This window comes from Nocardioides candidus, assembly GCF_041321175.1.
In the GTDB taxonomy this organism is placed as follows: domain Bacteria; phylum Actinomycetota; class Actinomycetes; order Propionibacteriales; family Nocardioidaceae; genus Nocardioides.
The window spans coordinates 104,891-120,136 of record NZ_JBGGWC010000005.1 but is presented as its reverse complement, the minus strand read 5'-3'; the positions used below and the strand labels follow the sequence as shown (position 1 = coordinate 120,136).

The 15,246-nt window shown below is 73.0% G+C and carries 17 protein-coding genes; 13 read left to right on the top strand and 4 right to left on the bottom strand.

Going from position 1 to position 15,246, the window contains the following annotated elements:
• Positions 1 to 8 precede the first annotated feature (8 nt).
• Complete coding sequence (locus ACAX67_RS19980) at positions 9 to 917, top strand: ROK family protein (RefSeq protein ID WP_370705655.1); 909 nt, start codon at positions 9 to 11, stop codon at positions 915 to 917.
• On the opposite strand, the gene ACAX67_RS19975 is transcribed toward ACAX67_RS19980, so the two are convergent.
• Both ACAX67_RS19975 and ACAX67_RS19970 read right to left on the bottom strand, forming a co-directional pair.
• A complete protein-coding gene (locus ACAX67_RS19975) occupies positions 918 to 1,355 on the bottom strand; it encodes a hypothetical protein (protein ID WP_370705654.1) in 438 nt (145 codons plus the stop codon). It lies immediately after the preceding gene.
• 53 nt (positions 1,356 to 1,408) lie between these two features.
• Complete coding sequence (locus ACAX67_RS19970) at positions 1,409 to 2,176, bottom strand: alpha/beta hydrolase (protein ID WP_370705653.1); 768 nt, start codon at positions 2,174 to 2,176, stop codon at positions 1,409 to 1,411.
• An 84-nt stretch (positions 2,177 to 2,260) separates the two neighbouring features.
• Here ACAX67_RS19970 and ACAX67_RS19965 point away from each other — a divergent pair, with 84 nt between their 5' ends.
• From ACAX67_RS19965 to ACAX67_RS19945, 5 genes are read left to right on the top strand one after another with little or no spacing between them, the layout of a single operon-like run.
• Positions 2,261 to 2,980, top strand: a complete 720-nt coding sequence (locus ACAX67_RS19965) for a lysophospholipid acyltransferase family protein (RefSeq protein WP_370705652.1) — start codon at positions 2,261 to 2,263, stop codon at positions 2,978 to 2,980.
• 3 nt (positions 2,981 to 2,983) lie between these two features.
• Entirely contained in the window at positions 2,984 to 4,129 is a 1,146-nt protein-coding gene (gene macS, locus ACAX67_RS19960) for a MacS family sensor histidine kinase (protein ID WP_370705651.1), read from the top strand.
• Positions 4,126 to 4,638, top strand: a complete 513-nt coding sequence (locus ACAX67_RS19955; protein WP_370705650.1) for a flavin reductase family protein — start codon at positions 4,126 to 4,128, stop codon at positions 4,636 to 4,638. The genes macS and ACAX67_RS19955 overlap by 4 nt, the downstream gene beginning before the upstream one ends.
• Before the next feature lie 11 nt (positions 4,639 to 4,649).
• Positions 4,650 to 5,309, top strand: a complete 660-nt coding sequence (locus ACAX67_RS19950; protein ID WP_370705649.1) for a response regulator — start codon at positions 4,650 to 4,652, stop codon at positions 5,307 to 5,309.
• Positions 5,302 to 6,192: a hypothetical protein gene (locus ACAX67_RS19945; protein ID WP_370705648.1), complete on the top strand. Its 891-nt coding sequence runs from the start codon at positions 5,302 to 5,304 to the stop codon at positions 6,190 to 6,192. Before ACAX67_RS19950 ends, ACAX67_RS19945 begins: the two co-directional genes overlap by 8 nt.
• A gap of 19 nt (positions 6,193 to 6,211) precedes the next feature.
• On the opposite strand, the gene ACAX67_RS19940 is transcribed toward ACAX67_RS19945, so the two are convergent.
• The gene (locus ACAX67_RS19940; protein WP_370705647.1) at positions 6,212 to 7,045 is read right to left on the bottom strand and encodes a DUF1028 domain-containing protein; all 834 of its coding nucleotides are present in this window, start codon (positions 7,043 to 7,045) and stop codon (positions 6,212 to 6,214) included.
• Positions 7,046 to 7,117: 72 nt separating this feature from the next.
• Here ACAX67_RS19940 and ACAX67_RS19935 point away from each other — a divergent pair, with 72 nt between their 5' ends.
• The 6 genes from ACAX67_RS19935 to ACAX67_RS19910 all read left to right on the top strand — a co-directional run bounded on the left by ACAX67_RS19935 (position 7,118) and on the right by ACAX67_RS19910 (position 13,979).
• Positions 7,118 to 8,146, top strand: a complete 1,029-nt coding sequence (locus tag ACAX67_RS19935; protein WP_370705646.1) for a 6-phosphofructokinase — start codon at positions 7,118 to 7,120, stop codon at positions 8,144 to 8,146.
• 60 nt (positions 8,147 to 8,206) lie between these two features.
• Positions 8,207 to 9,406 carry an amidohydrolase family protein gene (locus ACAX67_RS19930; protein WP_370705645.1) on the top strand — a complete coding sequence of 400 codons (1,200 nt, stop codon included), beginning with the start codon at positions 8,207 to 8,209 and terminating at the stop codon, positions 9,404 to 9,406.
• Between the two features lie 64 nt (positions 9,407 to 9,470).
• A complete protein-coding gene (locus ACAX67_RS19925) occupies positions 9,471 to 10,976 on the top strand; it encodes an APC family permease (RefSeq protein ID WP_370705644.1) in 1,506 nt (501 codons plus the stop codon).
• A gap of 34 nt (positions 10,977 to 11,010) precedes the next feature.
• Positions 11,011 to 12,360 (top strand): class II 3-deoxy-7-phosphoheptulonate synthase, encoded by a 1,350-nt coding sequence (locus ACAX67_RS19920; protein WP_370705643.1) that lies wholly within the window; start codon positions 11,011 to 11,013, stop codon positions 12,358 to 12,360.
• Between the two features lie 21 nt (positions 12,361 to 12,381).
• Positions 12,382 to 12,981 carry a cupredoxin domain-containing protein gene (locus tag ACAX67_RS19915; RefSeq protein WP_370705642.1) on the top strand — a complete coding sequence of 200 codons (600 nt, stop codon included), beginning with the start codon at positions 12,382 to 12,384 and terminating at the stop codon, positions 12,979 to 12,981.
• Entirely contained in the window at positions 12,978 to 13,979 is a 1,002-nt protein-coding gene (locus tag ACAX67_RS19910) for a threonine aldolase family protein (protein WP_370705641.1), read from the top strand. The genes ACAX67_RS19915 and ACAX67_RS19910 overlap by 4 nt, the downstream gene beginning before the upstream one ends.
• A 25-nt stretch (positions 13,980 to 14,004) precedes the next feature.
• Here the strand turns inward: ACAX67_RS19910 and ACAX67_RS19905 are convergent, their stop codons facing one another.
• A complete protein-coding gene (locus tag ACAX67_RS19905) occupies positions 14,005 to 14,322 on the bottom strand; it encodes a hypothetical protein (RefSeq protein ID WP_370705640.1) in 318 nt (105 codons plus the stop codon).
• Positions 14,323 to 14,480: 158 nt separating this feature from the next.
• Here ACAX67_RS19905 and ACAX67_RS19900 point away from each other — a divergent pair, with 158 nt between their 5' ends.
• The gene (locus ACAX67_RS19900; protein WP_370705639.1) at positions 14,481 to 15,239 is read left to right on the top strand and encodes a dienelactone hydrolase family protein; all 759 of its coding nucleotides are present in this window, start codon (positions 14,481 to 14,483) and stop codon (positions 15,237 to 15,239) included.
• The last annotated feature ends 7 nt before the right edge of the window (positions 15,240 to 15,246 follow it).

The window sequence follows — 15,246 nt, the reverse complement described above, 5'->3', positions numbered from 1 at the left end:
GACGCCGCGTGCACGTCGGGGTGGACATCGGCGGGACGAAGGTGCTCGCCGTCGAGGTGACCGGCTCGGGCGACGACCTGGCCGTGGCGGCGTCGGCACAGGTGCCGATGCCGGGCCGGGACGCCCCCGACGCCGAGGTGGAGGAGGCCGTCGCACGCGCTGCGCTCGACGTGGCCGCCGGGCGGCCGCTCGCCGCCGTCGGCGTGTCCGCGGCCGGGCTCGTCGATCGCGAGCGGGAGCGGGTGCGGTTCGCCGCCCACCTGCCGTGGCGGGACGCGCCCGTGCGGGCGCGGCTCGCCGCCCTCCTCGGCACGACCGTGGTGCTGGACAACGACGCCAACTGCGCGGCGCACGCCGAGCTGGTCGCCGGCGCGCTGCGCGGGACGTCCGCCGCGCTGCTCGTGACGGTCGGCACCGGCATCGGGGGCGCCGTGGTCGTCGACGGCCGGGTCCACCGCGGCGCCAACGGGCTGGCGGGGGAGTTCGGCCACGTGCAGGTCGTCCCGGACGGACTGCAGTGCGAGTGCGGTCTGAAGGGCTGCTGGGAGCAGTACTGCAGCGGGCGCGCGCTCGAGCGACTGACCCGTGTCACCCTCGGCTCCCACCTCGACGGACGGGAGGTCGCCACGCTGGCGCGGGAGGGCGACCGGACGGCGCGCGAGGCGTTCGCGACGATCGGGACCTGGCTCGGCGTCGGCATCGCCGGTCTGGTCTCGGCCTACGACCCCGAGGTCGTCGTCGTGGGTGGGGGCGTCTCCGCGGTGGGCGACCTGCTGCTCGAGCCCGCCCGGAGCGCGCTGGTCGGCGCGCTCCAGGGGACCGCCTACCGGGAGGTGCCCGCCGTGGTGCCGACCCGGTTCGGTCCGGAGGCGGGCGCGGTCGGTGCCGCGCTCATGGCGGCCGAGGCCCGCCGCTGACTACAGGACGGCGCCGTCGTCCCACGGGTCGCGCGGCTCGTCGGACATCTTGGCGACGAGGTAGCCGAAGCCGCCGAGGAACGCGGCCGCCAACAGCATCGCCGTCCACGTCGGCAGGCTGATGCCGGCGACGACGCAGACGAGGACCACCGCGGGCACACCGAAGACCCCGAGCCAGGCGAGCAGCCGGTCGGCCGGCGGTAGCGGCATCGGGGGAGGGCTCGGCGGCACGAAGGCATCGGAGGGGTGCACGTCGTCGGCGACCTCGACGTCGTCCGGCTCGTCGTCGCGCTCGAAGCGCGTGCTCGGCGCCTCGTAGGGCGTCTCGTCCTCCGGCTCGAGGACCACGCGCTCACCGAAGTTCTCGATGATCTGCTGCCACTCCAGCTCGCGCTCGCGAGCCAGGTCGGCAGACTCCGGGTCGTCCTCTCGCGGCATGCCGACAGCGTACGGCGGCCCGGCAATCCCCGCGCCCCGATGGCCGGTCCGCGTCAGGCCGTCACGCGCGCGACGAACTCCGCGGAGCGCTCGAAGATCGTCGGCGCGTCGTTGTCGAGGGTCGCCACGTGGAAGGACTCGGGCAGCGGCACGACCTCCACGTCGGTCGAGGAGATCCCGTCGAGGATGAGCGGTTGCGACGCCTCGTCGACCACGTGGTCGACGGTCGAGCGGAAGTAGATCAGCGGGGCCTTCACCGCCGGCAGGTCGGCGACGAGCGGCTTCCACGAGGCGATGAGCGAGTGGATCGCCTTCAACGGCGTGCGGGTGTAGCCGTGCTCCTCCGCGCCCGGCAGCTTGATGTCGTTGGCGATGCCCGGGAAGGAGCCGACGAGGTGCTTGAGGACCGGGAGCAGCTTGACGTCCAGGCGCTTGGTGGCCACCGCGGGGTTGACGAGCATCACGCCGGCGATGTCGTCGGGGTGGTCGGCGGCGAGCCGCAGCACGAGCGCTCCGCCCATCGAGAGTCCGCCGACGACCACGGCGTCGTGCTCCGCGAGCATCGTGTCGAGCTCGGCCGAGAGGGCGCCGTACCAGTCGGTCCAGGTCTTCGTGTTGAGGTCCTGCCAGGTGGTGGCGTGGCCCGGGAGCAGGGGCACGCGGACGCCGTACCCCTGGTCGGCGAGGTACCGGCCCCACGGCCGCATCGACACGGGCGAGCCGGTGAATCCGTGGCTGAGGAGCACGCCGACGCGGCGGCCGCCGGTGAGCTCGGGACGGGCGTCGACGACGAGCGCGTCGTAGTCCGGGTTGCGGGTCATGTCGCGATTCTGCACGAGTGCGAGGTCTGCCCGGGGAGGCACTAGGCTCTCCCTGTCCCGGTCTCGGGGGAAAGGTGCGTAGGGGTGTTCTACTGGTTCCTCAAGTTCATCGCGCTGGGTCCGGCGCTGAAGGTCGTCTTCCGGCCGCACGCGGAGGGCGTCGAGAACGTCCCCGCGCAGGGGCCGGCGATCCTCGCGAGCAACCACCTCTCCTACGCCGACTGGCTCTTCATGCCGCTGGTGATCCCGCGCATGGTCCGCTTCGTCGCCAAGGCCGAGTACTTCACCAGCCCGGGCGTGAAGGGCTGGCTGCAGAAGACCTTCTTCAGCGGCACCGGCAACATCCCGATCGACCGCTCCGGCGCGGACGCCGCGTCCGGCGCACTGATCTCCGCCAAGCGCGTGCTCGGCGAGGGTGAGCTCTTCGGCATCTACCCCGAGGGCACCCGCTCGCACGACGGTCGTCTCTACCGCGGCAAGACCGGCATCGCCCGGCTCGCCCTCGAGACCGGCGTGCCCGTGATCCCGACCGCGGTGGTCGGCACCGACGTGGTCGCGCCTCCGGGCAAGAAGTTCGGCCGGATCATCCGCCCGACCGTCCGCTTCGGCAAGCCGCTCGACTTCAGCCGCTACGCGGGCATGGAGAACGACCGGTTCATCCTGCGGTCGATCACCGACGAGATCATGTACGAGATCATGCGGCTCTCCGGCCAGGAGTACGTCGACATGTACGCCTCCCGCGCCAAGGAGGAGTCCAAGAAGGGCGACTCGGCGAAGGGCGCGGAGCGCAAGCCCGCTGCCTGAGGCATGACGCGCCCCGGGTCCAGCCCCGCCGCGGTCCGCGCCGTGGTCGCGGTCGAGGACCGGATGTTCCGCGCGCTCGCGTGGCTGCGGCTCGTGGTGCTGGCCAACGCGGTCTTCCTCAACGTCTACCGCCACAACTTCGACCACCCGGTCGCCGGCTGGGCGTGCGTGGCGCTGATGATCGGCTGGACGGCGTACGCCCTCGTCACCTACGCCAAGCCGATCCGGCGCACCGCGCGGCTGATGGTCGCCGACCTCGGCATCGCGGTGGGGCTGCTGGTGGTGACGCCCTTCGTCAAGGGCGAGTGGTTCAACGCCACCATCCCGGGCTTCTGGATCATGGGAGCCCTGCTGGCGTGGGCGGTCCGCTACGGCTGGCGCGGCGGCCTGCTCGCGGCCGTGTTGCTCGGCGGGACCGACCGGCTGATCCGGGCCGACTTCGACCAGGGCAACTACGGCTACGTCTTCCTCATCGTGCTGGGCGGGCCGATCGTGGGCTACCTCGTCGAGTCCCTCCAGCAGATGGCGGCCGAGCGGGACCTGGCCGAGCGGGAGGCGGCCGCCGCGGCGGAGCGGGTGCGGCTCGCCCGCGTGGTGCACGACGGGGTGCTGCAGGTGCTGGCGCTGGTGCAACGACGGGGCGCCGAGCTCGGCGGGGCGGGGGAGGACCTGAGCAGGCTCGCTGGGGAGCAGGAGCGGGCGCTGCGCACGCTGATCCGGTCGCAGGACCGGGTGACGACCGACGAGGCGGACGGGGTGGTCGATCTCGCGGCGGCCCTGGAGGAGCTGGGCCGGCGGCCGCGGGTCGAGGTCGTGGTGCCGGGCGGCCCGGTCGAGGTGCAGGAGCACGTCGCGGACGAGGTCGTCGCCGTCGTGGCGGCGTGCCTGGACAACGTGGCGCGCCACGTCGGCGAGGACGCCCCCGCCTGGGTGCTGCTCGACGACCTGGGCGACCAGGTCGCGGTGTCGGTGCGCGACGAGGGCGGCGGCATCCCCGAGGGCCGGCTCGCCGAGGCGCGGGCGGACGGACGGCTCGGCGTCAGCGAGTCGATCGAGGGGCGGGTGCGCGACCTCGGCGGCGTGACCACGCTGACCACCGGTCCCGACGGCACCGAGTGGGAGCTCCGCGTCCCGAGGACCGCGCCGTGACGATCCACGCCGGGCATCCCTTCGCCGACGCCGATCCCGATCCGGCGCGTCGCTTCCGCGGCCGGCTCGGCGGCTCCGTCACGCTGTGGACCGCGGGTGCGGGGCCCTCGCGCGCGGGCCTGACGGTGACCTCGCTGATGACCGCGCTCGGCCCGGCGCCGGCGCTCCTCGCGCTGCTCGATCCCGACAGCGACCTGCTCGCCGAGCTCCGCGACTCCGGGCGCGGCGTCGTGCACGTGCTCACCTGGGCCGACCGGCAGCTCGCCGAGGCCTTCGCGGGAACGGCCCCCGCACCGGGCGGGCCCTTCCGCCAGGCGGAGTTCGTCGCGACGCCGTACGGTCCGCTGCTGGTCGGGGCGACGGCGTACGCCGAGGTCTCGCTGGTGGGTGAGCGCGAGGTGGGCTGGTCGGTCGAGGTGCAGGTGGCGATCGACACCGTGACCGTCGGCGACGACGACCCGGCGCCGTTGCTGCACCGGCGCGGTCGGTTCCGGACCGTCGCTGAGTAGGGTCACGGGTCATGGAGGAGCAGCCCCGGGTCCGGGTGATGGTCGTCGACGACCACCCGATGTGGCGCGACGCCGTCACCGCCGACCTCGAGGCGTCCGGCCTCGACGTTGTCGCCACCGCGGCGACGGGCACCGAGGCGATCAACCGGTTCCGCGCCACGCGGCCGCAGGTGGTGGTGCTCGACCTGCAGATCCCTGCGCCGAGCGGCGTCGAGGTCACCGCGACCGTGCTGCAGGACGACCCCTCCGCGCGGGTCCTGATCCTGTCGGCGTCAGGCGAGCAGGACGACGTGCTGCAGGCGGTGAAGGCGGGCGCGACCGGCTACCTGGTGAAGTCGGCCTCGCGTGAGGAGCTCATCGCCGCCGTACGCCGGGTGAGCGTCGGCGACAGCGTCTTCACGCCCGGGCTGGCCGGACTGGTGCTGGGGGAGTTCCGGCGGATGGCCCAGGACCCCGGCCCTGCCGTGCCGCCCGGCGAGCAGCTCACCGAGCGCGAGACGGAGGTGCTCAAGATGGTGGCGAAGGGCATGTCCTACAAGCAGGTCGCCGAGCGCCTCGTGCTGTCGCACCGGACCGTCCAGAACCACGTCCAGAACACCCTGCGCAAGCTCCAGCTGCACAACCGGGTCGAGCTGACCCGCTACGCGATCGAGCAGGGCCTCGATGAGTGACCTGCTCGACATCGCCGACGACCTCTACGCGCTGACGCCGGGGGAGTTCACCGCGGCCCGCGACGCCAAGGTCAAGGAGCTCAAGGGCACCGACCTGGCCGGGCCCGTCAAGGCGCTCAAGCGGCCCGGCATCGCGGCGTGGGTCGTCAACCTGCTCGTACGGCGCGAGGGCGACCAGGTCGACCAGCTGCTCAACGTCGGGGCGGCTCTGCGCGAGGCGCAGGCGGCGATGTCGGCCGGCGAGCTGCGGGCTCTCACCAAGCAGCGCCGGCAGGTCACCGCGGCCGTCGCCCACCAGGCGCGCCACCTTGCCGCGGAGGCCGGGCACAAGGTCACCCAGGCCGTCGCCGACCAGGTCGAGGCGACGCTCACCGCGGCGATGATCGACGAGGAGTGCGGGCGGGCCGTGCGGAGCGGGCTGCTCGTCGCCCCGCTGCAGTCCAACGGCGTCGACGCGGTCGACGAGGCCACCCTCGCCGCGGCGCTGGCGGTGCCGGAGGCGCTGGGCTTCTCGGCTCCGGGCCGCGAGGCGCCGGCGCCCGGACCGCCCGACCTGCGCGTCGTGCCCGACCCCGACCGCGACGCCAAGGCGCGCGCCGCGGCACAGGACCGGCTCGACCAGGCCACGGCGGTCCACGACGGCGCCGTGTCCGAGCACGACGAGGCGGTCGCCGACGTCGAGCGGTTGTCGGCGCGCTCGCTCCAGCTGCAGGCCGAGATCGACGAGCTGCGCCGCCGGGTGGTCGACCTCGAGGGTGAGCTCGACGAGGTCGACGACGAGCTCGGCGACGCCGAGGACGTCCGCGACGAGGCCGCTGCGGCACTGCGCACGGCGACCAAGGACCGCGACGCCGCGCGAGCCGCGCTGGACAAGCTCGGCTGAGTCGGCCGTCGTCCCGCCGTCAGGCCGAGGGCGACCAGTCCGGGGTCTCCTCGCGCAGCTGGTCGACGACCTGGCGCGCGGTCCAGCCGTCGCCGCCGTACGCCTCGAGGTTGTGGGTGCCCATCCAGGCGGCGAGGTGGAGGTGGCCGAGGGACCGCGCGCGGCCGTCGAGCTCGGCCATCAGCTCGGGGGTGTCCTCGACCTGGTCCGCCTCGGCGATGTCGGGGCTGAGGGCCTCGTGCAGGCCCAGGAGGCGCTCGAGCTCGGTGACCGGGTCCTCGTGGTCGTCGATGCGCAGGTCGACGGCGACGTCGTCGAAGCCGCCGTAGCCCGCGCCGTCCTTGACGACGAGCACCGCGGCGGACTGCCGACCGCGGCTGTCGCCGCCGGCGTCGTCGCCGGCGGCGAGCGCGGCGAGGAGCCGGCGGGCCAGGGGTGCATCGGCGTCGCTCGCCTCGAAGGCGTCGCGCATCGCCTCGACGACCTCGGGTCCGGTCAGGATGTTGCCCTGCACCGCGAAGCCGTCGCCGGTCAGGCCCCCGGCCCAGTCCAGGCACGACGGGCCCGTGTAGGTGGCCGCGCCGCCGTCGAGGTCGACGATGCCGACCTGGCGGTGGTCGCGGCCCTCGTCCTCGTCGACGAGGCGCTGCAGGGCGATCGAGGCCGTGGCGCCCTCGTCGAGGTGGGCGAGGGCGAGGCCCTTGTAGGCCACGTTGGCCCACGCCTGGGTCGCGACGGCGCCGACGCCGGCCACCGCGGCGGGGACCGCGGACCCGACGGCGAGGAACTTGGAGGCCACGGCCACGCCCCATGACTCACCGTCGGCGGACCGGGCAACGATCGAGAAGGTCATGGGTGCAACTTAGCGACCGCTCTCGCTAGGCTCGTGCCACTGGAACGATCCAAGACGGGAAGCAGGGGCTCGATGCGCGTCGGAGTGCTGACAGGCGGAGGTGACTGCCCGGGCCTGAACGCCGTCATCCGCGCGGTCGTCCGCAAGGGAGTCAAGGAGCACGGGTTCGAGTTCGTCGGGTTCCGCGACGGCTGGAAGGGTCCGCTCGAGGGCATCACGATGCCGCTGGGCATCGAGCAGTGCCGCGGCATCCTGCCCCGCGGCGGCACGATCCTCGGCTCCTCGCGCACCAACCCGTTCAAGGTCGACGACGGGGTCCAGCGCATCAAGGACAACCTCGCCGAGGCCGGCGTCGACGCGCTGGTCGCGATCGGCGGCGAGGACACCCTCGGCGTCGCGACCAGGCTCGCCGACCTCGGGGTGCAGGTCGTCGGCGTGCCGAAGACCATCGACAACGACCTCTCGGGCACCGACTTCACCTTCGGCTTCGACACCGCCGTCAACATCGCCACGGAGGCCATCGACCGCCTCCACACCACCGCCGAGTCCCACCACCGGGTGCTCGTCGTCGAGGTGATGGGGCGCCACGCCGGCTGGATCGCGCTGCACTCTGGCATCGCCGGCGGCGCCAACATCGTGCTCATCCCCGAGCAGCCCTTCGACATCGAGGAGGTGTGCGCGCTCGTCCAGCAGCGCTTCGAGTCGCGCTTCGCGCCGATCCTCGTGGTGTCCGAGGGCGCGGTGCCGCGCGACGGCACCGGGATGACGCTGTCCAGCGGCGAGGTCGACGCCTTCGGGCACGTGCGTCTCGGCGGCATCGGCGACCGGGTCGCCAAGGAGATCGAGGACCGCACGGGTGCGGAGGCGCGGGCCGTCGTGCTCGGTCACGTGCAGCGGGGCGGCACGCCGACCGCCTTCGACCGCTGGCTCGCCACCCGGTTCGGCCTGCAGGCGATCGGTGCGGTCGCCGACGGCGACTTCGGCGTGATGGTCGCACTGCGGGGCAAGGACATCGTCCGCGTGCCGCTGGCGGAGGGCACGGGTGAGCTGAAGCTGGTGAGCCCGGAGGAGTACGCAGAGGCGCAGGTCTTCTTCGGCTGATCGACGTTTTGCCGTCGATCGGACGATGACACGCACTCTCCGCAGGTCGAGACTCGAAGCGTGTTCGCGCTCCGAGCTCCCCACGCGTTCGACGGCACCCGGTTCCTGCCCGGCGGTGCCACCGTGCTCGTCGACGGCGAGAGGATCGCCGGGGTCGAGGCCTACGACTTCGCCGTCCCCGACGGCTGCGAGGTGACGTCGTACGACGGCACGCTGCTCCCCGGCCTCGTCGACGCCCACGTGCACCTGGTCTCCGACGCGGGCATCGGCTCCTTGGAGCGGGTCGGCGGCCTCACCCCGGAGGAGGTCGACGCAGAGATCCGTCGGTCGCTGGTCGCGCAGGCGGCCAAGGGCGTCACCACGGTGCGCGACCTCGGCGACATCGGCTACCGGACCCTGGGCTTCCGCGACCGGCGCACGCCAGGGGAGCCGCGCATCGTCGCGGCCGGCCCGCCCATCACGACCCCTGCCGGGCACTGCCACTTCCTCGGCGCCGTGGCCTCGGGCCCGGACGAGATCCGCGCAGCGGTCCAGGAGCACCGCGACCGGGGAGTCGACGTCATCAAGGTGATGGCGAGCGGCGGGTTCCTGACCCCGGGCACCGACATGCTGGGCGCGCAGTACGAGCCCTCGGACCTGCAGGTCCTGGTCGACGCCGCGCACGACGTCGGCCTGCGGGTGCTGGCCCACGCCCACTCGGTGCGCGGGATCGAGGCCGCCCTGGCCGGTGGCGTCGACGGGATCGAGCACTTCACCGGCATCTGCGAGGACGGCAGTGTGCTCTCCGACGACCTCCTCGAGAGGGTGGCGGCCGCAGGTGTCCACGTCGATCCGACGATGGGGAGCGACCTCTCGCTCGTCGGCACGCTGCCGCCTCCGCCGCCGCAGGTCGCCGAGATCATGGCGCGGATGAACCTCGACCCCCTGACGTTCTTCACGGCCCGCTTCGCGCAGGTCGGCAGGATGCGGGAGCTGGGCGTCCGCGTCGTGCCCGGCGTCGACGCGGGAGCGATGCCGCTGAAGGCCCACGGGAACGCCTGGATCGCCGTGACCGACCTGGTGACCGGCGGCTGGCCGGTCGACGAGGCGCTGGCCGCGGGGACGTCGGGCGCCGCGGACGCGTGCGGCGTCGGTGAGGTGACCGGTCGGCTGGTCGCGGACCACGACGCCGACCTCCTCGTCGTGCAGGGAGACGTCGCGGACGACGTCAAGGCGCTGGGCCGGACCGAGGCGGTCGTCGTGCGCGGGACGCGCGTCTGACTTCCCCCGGGGGCCGTTCGTGCGGCAGGGTGGTCGCCCGGACCAGACCATCGGAGGATCTCGGATGACGACGTCGACCTCGGAGGGGCACGCGCCCGCAAGCGGCCAGCCCGAGCAGCTCAAACGGGTGATGGGCCCGCGCCTGCTCCTGCTGTTCATCGTCGGCGACATCCTCGGCGCCGGTGTCTACGCCGTCACCGGCAAGCTCGCCGGCCAGGTCGGCGGGATCGCCTGGCTGCCGTTCCTCCTCGCCTTCGGCGTCGCCACGCTGACGGCCTGCTCCTACCTCGAGCTGGTGACGAAGTACCCCCAGGCCGCCGGTGCCGCGCTCTACACCCACAAGGCCTTCGGCATCCACTTCGTCACGTTCCTGGTGGCCTTCACCGTCGTGTGCTCCGGGGTCACCAGCGCGTCGACGTCGAGCAGCCTGCTCGCCAACAACCTGCTGCTCGGTCTCGACGAGATCTGGGACGGGGTGCCGACGTCCAGCGGCTGGGCGATGACCGTCGCGCTGGCCTTCATGGTGCTGCTCGCGCTCATCAACCTGCGGGGCGTGGGCGAGAGCGTGAAGTTCAACATCGTGCTCACCGTCATCGAGATGGCGGCGCTGGCGATCGTCATCGCGATCGGCTTCACCGTGATGGCGAAGGGCGACGGCGACTTCCACCGCATCACCGTCTTCGAGAGCCCCGACGACAAGAACCTCTTCATCGCCGTCACCATCGCGACCACCGTCGCGTTCTTCGCGATGGTCGGCTTCGAGGACTCGGTCAACATGGTCGAGGAGACCCAGGAGCCCGAGCGGATCTTCCCGCGGATGATGTTCACCGGGCTCGGCATCGCGGCCGCGATCTACGTGCTGGTCGCGATCTCCGTCGTCGTCGTGATCCCTCCGGGCGACATCGCCTCGCCGACCAACGCCGACGCCGGGATCCTCATCGACGTGGTGAAGACGGGGGCGCCGGACCTGCCGATCGACGACTTCTTCCCGTTCATGACGGTCTTCGCCGTCGCCAACACCGCGCTGATCAACATGCTGATGGCGAGCCGGCTCGTCTACGGCATGGCCCGCCAGCGGGTGCTGCCGCCGGCGCTGGGGAAGGTCCTCCCGGGCCGGCGCACCCCCTGGGCGGCGATCGTCTTCACCACGGTCCTGGCGCTCGGTCTCATCGTCGCGGTCGTCCGGCTGAGCGAGACCACCATCGGCAGTGCCGAGGACGGCACCGAGGTCGACGTCGTGACCGCCCTGTCGGGCACCACGGCACTGTTGTTGCTGGCGGTCTTCACCGTGGTCAACGTCGCGTGCCTCGTGCTCCGGCGCGATCCCGGCGACGGCACCTCCTTCCGCGCGCCGATCGTGGCGCCGGTCCTCGGCGCGCTCTGCTGCACCTACCTGCTCGGTCCGTGGGCCCGGCTCGAGGTCGACCAGGTGCAGTACGTCATCGCCGCCGTCCTCCTCGGCGTGGGCGTCGTGCTCTGGGGGATCACGCGCTTCCTCGTCCGACCGGGCGAGGGCGACTTCGACGACATCGAGCTGATGGACATCGATCCCACGGACGACCCGCGATAGCGGCCGGGGGGTTCGGCCGCCGTACCCTTGGGGGGTGAGCGAACTCCCCACCCTCGAGCAGTTGCACGCCATCGGAGCGCTGCAGCAGCCGACGTACGACGACCCCGCGGCGCTCGCCGCGACCGTCGCGCGTCTGCGCACGCTGCCTCCGCTGGTGTTTGCGGGGGAGTGCGACGAGCTGAAGGAGAAGATCGCTGCCGCGAGCCGCGGCGAGGCGTTCCTCCTGCAGGGCGGCGACTGCGCGGAGACCTTCGTCGACGCGACGGCCGACAACGTGCGCAACAAGCTCCGGGTGCTGCTGCAGATGGCCGTGGTCCTGACCTACGCGGCGTCCGTGCCCGTGGTGAAGGTCGGGCGGCTCGCCGGGCAGTACGCGAAGCCCCGCTCGAGCGACCTCGAGACCCGGGTCGTGGCCGACGAGCCGGTGACGCTGCCGGCCTACCGCGGTGACGCGGTCAACGGCTTCGAGTTCACCCCGGAGTCCCGGCGCCACGACCCGCAGCGGCTGCTCGACGTCTACCACTCGTCGGCGTCGACGCTCAACCTCGTGCGCGCCTTCACGACCGGCGGCTACGCCGACCTGCGTCAGGTGCACACGTGGAACTCCGAGTTCGTGCGCAACAGCGCCGTCGGCCAGCACTACGAGGCGATGGCGGCGGAGATCGACCGCGCGCTCACCTTCATGCAGGCCATCGGCGCCGATCCCGACGAGTTCCACCGGGTCGACTTCTACTCCTCCCACGAGGCGCTGCTGCTCGAGTACGAGCACGCGATGACCCGCATCGACTCGCGCACCGAGCTGCCCTACAACGTCTCCGGCCACATGGTGTGGATCGGTGAGCGCACCCGTCAGCTCGACGGCGCCCACGTGGAGTACTTCAGCCACATCCGCAACCCCATCGGCTGCAAGCTCGGTCCGGCCGCGACCGCCGACGACGCGCTGGCACTCGCTGCCAAGCTCAACCCGACCAACGAGCCGGGCCGGCTCACCTTCATCACCCGCTTCGGTGCGGGGAAGATCCGCGACGGGCTGCCGCCGCTGGTCGAGAAGGTGACCGCCGAGGGCGTCTCGGTGGCGTGGGTGTGCGACGCCATGCACGGCAACACGTTCGAGGCGTCCAACGGCTACAAGACCCGGCGGTTCGAGGACGTGCTCGACGAGGTGCAGGGCTTCTTCGACGTGCACCGCGCGCTCGGCACGGTGCCGGCCGGCATCCTCGTCGAGAACACCGGCGACGACGTCACCGAGATCATCGGTGGCGGCGAGGAGCTCGACGAGCAGGGCCTGGCGCACCGCTACGAGTCGGTGGTCGACCCGCGCCTCAACCGGGTCCAGTCGCTCGAGCTGGCGTTCCAGGTCGCGGAGATGCTGCGCCGGGCCTGAGGTCGGTCCTACCCTGGGGAGATGCGCCCCCCCACGCTCCTCCGTTCGGTCGGCCTCGCCGGCGCGATGGTCCTCGCTGCAGTCGTCGCCGCGCCGTCGGCGATCGGCGGCGGCGGGCCGACGATCGCCGGGAGCGGCACCAGCTTCACGCCCGCGAACGTCAAGGTCGACCAGGGCACCCAGGTGACCTGGGCGTTCACCGGCACGCACACCTCGACGTCCAACCAGGGGTTCTGGAACAGCGGCACCCGGTCCGGCGGCTCCTTCTCGGAGACCATGAGGTCGGCCGGCAGGTTCCCCTACCACTGCACCTTCCACGTCGCCTCGGGGATGAAGGGCAGCGTCGTCGTGCCGCTCAAGGCCGAGGGGTCGCCCAGCACGGGCTGGACCCTCCGCTGGGCGAGCGCGCCTGCGTCGTCCGGGAGCGGCCGGGCGTTCGACGTGCAGTACCGCCGCCAAGGCACGACGACGTGGCACGACCTGCGCACCGACACGACTGGTGCGACGGCGCTCTACAACCCCGCGCAGAACGGCACCTACGAGCTCCGGGCGCGCACGACGAACACCGCCCAGCACAAGGAGTCCGGCTGGTCGCCGACGATCACCCGGCAGATCTCGTGATCGATCTCCGTTCCGACACGGTCACCCGGCCGACGGAGGCGATGCGCGCTGCCATGGCGCGCGCCGAGGTCGGCGACGACGTCTACGGCGAGGACCCGACCGTCCGCGAGCTCGAGGAGCGGGTCGCCGGGCTGCTGGGCCACGAGGCGGCGCTCTTCACCCCGACGGGGTCGATGGCCAACGTGCTGGCGGTCGGGCTCGTCGTGGCGCCCGGCCAGGAGGTGCTGTGCGAGGCCCGCGCCCACATCGCCCGAGCCGAGCTCGGTGCGCACGGCGCGGTCTCGGGCCTGACGATGCGGACCTGGTCGTCGCCGCGCGGTCAGGTCGACCTGGCAGCGATCGCCGACCTCCACGCACCCGACCTCGGGCCGTTCTTCGTGCGCACGGCCGCCGTCTCCGTCGAGAACACCCACAACTTCGCCGGGGGAGCGGTGCTGCCGATCGACGACCTCAAGGCCCTGCGGGCCTTCGCCGACGAGCGCGCCGTCGCCGTCCACCTCGACGGCGCCCGGCTCTGGAACGCCCACGTCGCCACCGGTGTCCCGCTCCAGGAGTACGGCGCCGTGGCCGATGTCGCCGCGGTGTGCCTGTCGAAGGGGCTCGGTGCGCCGGTCGGCTCGCTCGTCGTCGGTCCCGCCGCGCTGGTCGCCGAGGCCCGGGTGCGGCGCAAGCGGCTCGGCGGCGGGATGCGCCAGGTCGGCGTACTTGCTGCTGCGGGCCTGCACGCCCTCGACCACCACGTGGAGCGGCTGGCGGACGACCACACGCACGCGCGGCTCCTCGCGGAGGCGTGCGGCGCGGACCCCGCGACGGTCGACACCAACATCGTCGCGTTCGACGTGCCCGACGCCGTGGCCTTCGTCGCCGCGGCGCGGGAGGCGGGGGTGCTGGTGGGTGCGGTCGGAGCGCGGACCGTGCGGTTGGTCACGCACCTCGACATCAGCGCGGACGACGCGCGCACGGCGGCTGCTGCGCTGGCGGGGATCGCTCCGGTCTGATCCCCCGGGACCCGTCGCGGCCGGGTCAGGACCAGTCGACGGCGACCAGGCCGAGCTGACCGACGAGCACCACGGCGCCGACCACCCGGCGGAACGGGCTGGAGCCGCGCACCAGCTCGTCGAGCGCCCACGCGAGCAACGCTCCGCGGCGGATTCCGGTGACGACCAGGTCGTGCTCGTCGGAGAGGTCGGACAGACCCACCACCACAGCGGCGAGCCACACCCAGAGGGCCGGGTTGGGCACCTGCGCGACAGCGAGACGGCCGTCGGGGGACCGGAACCACCAGTCGGCAGAGGTGAGTCGTGCCGACAGCGGTGCGGGCGAGGCGGAGGGGGACGTCACCTTCGCAACGTACCCAGGGAGCCGCAGGCCACCGCGGTGCGGGCGACTCCCTGCACGACCCCCGCGCTCCGCCCGGCGGCGAGAACGGCCCCCACCGCAGGAACTAGGGTCGGAGGGTCGTCCGGGAGGCCGTCCCGGCGACTCCGGGAGGACCTTCGATGCAGATCACGTCGGCACGCAGCCTCGACGACGGCGTCCTCGAACGCGACTTCGTCCTCGGGGACGTCGAGGGCGTCCTGTGGACGCCCGCGGCCGCGAGTGCATCCGCGCCCGCGCCCCTGGTCCTCCTCGGCCACCCCGGCGGGTTGGCGGCGATGCGCGGCCGGCTGGAGGGCCGCGCGCGCAGCTCGGCGCGGCTCGGCTTCGCGTCGGCCGCCATCGAGCTCCCCGGCAAGGGGACGAGGTCGGGCCTCCCCGTCGTCGATCAGGCGCGAGCCGACCTGCGGGAGGCGCTCGCGGCCGGCGCCCTCCCAGGAGACGACGTCATCGACCGTCTGATCCTGCCCCTCGTCGACCGCGCCGTGCCGGAGTGGCAGGCCCTGGTGGACGCCGCCCTCGCCCTCCCCGAGGTCGGCGGCCCGGTGGCGGTCTCCGGCGGCGTGATCGCGGTCGGCGTGCGGATGGCGGTGGTGGAGCCGCGGGTGGTGGCCGCCGGTCTCTTCGCCGGCAGCTACGTGCCGCGCACGATCATCGAGGAAGCCCGACGGTTGAGGGTCCCGGTGCACGTGCTGCTGCAGTGGGACGACGAGGGCAACGACCGTCAGCGCGCCCTGGACCTCTTCGACGCGATCGGGTCGCAGGAGAAGACGCTCCAGGCGAACGTCGGCGGCCACACCGGGGTTCCGGCCCACGCGGGGGAGGACGCGGCGCGCTTCTTCGCGCGCCACCTCCGACCGGGCTGGGGTCCGCGGGGCTGACGCGGCC

Bases quoted from the DNA above. Each gene is read 5' to 3' on its own strand.
- ACAX67_RS19975 (WP_370705654.1), bottom strand. From the start codon at position 1,355: ATGCCGCGAGAGGACGACCCGGAGTCTGCCGACCTGGCTCGCGAGCGC.
- ACAX67_RS19970 (WP_370705653.1), bottom strand. From the start codon at position 2,176: ATGACCCGCAACCCGGACTACGACGCGCTCGTCGTCGACGCCCGTCCC.
- macS (WP_370705651.1), top strand. From the start codon at position 2,984: ATGACGCGCCCCGGGTCCAGCCCCGCCGCGGTCCGCGCCGTGGTCGCG.
- ACAX67_RS19950 (WP_370705649.1), top strand. From the start codon at position 4,650: ATGGAGGAGCAGCCCCGGGTCCGGGTGATGGTCGTCGACGACCACCCG.
- ACAX67_RS19945 (WP_370705648.1), top strand. From the start codon at position 5,302: ATGAGTGACCTGCTCGACATCGCCGACGACCTCTACGCGCTGACGCCG.
- ACAX67_RS19940 (WP_370705647.1), bottom strand. From the start codon at position 7,045: ATGACCTTCTCGATCGTTGCCCGGTCCGCCGACGGTGAGTCATGGGGC.
- ACAX67_RS19935 (WP_370705646.1), top strand. From the start codon at position 7,118: ATGCGCGTCGGAGTGCTGACAGGCGGAGGTGACTGCCCGGGCCTGAAC.
- ACAX67_RS19925 (WP_370705644.1), top strand. From the start codon at position 9,471: ATGACGACGTCGACCTCGGAGGGGCACGCGCCCGCAAGCGGCCAGCCC.
- ACAX67_RS19915 (WP_370705642.1), top strand. From the start codon at position 12,382: ATGCGCCCCCCCACGCTCCTCCGTTCGGTCGGCCTCGCCGGCGCGATG.
- ACAX67_RS19900 (WP_370705639.1), top strand. From the start codon at position 14,481: ATGCAGATCACGTCGGCACGCAGCCTCGACGACGGCGTCCTCGAACGC.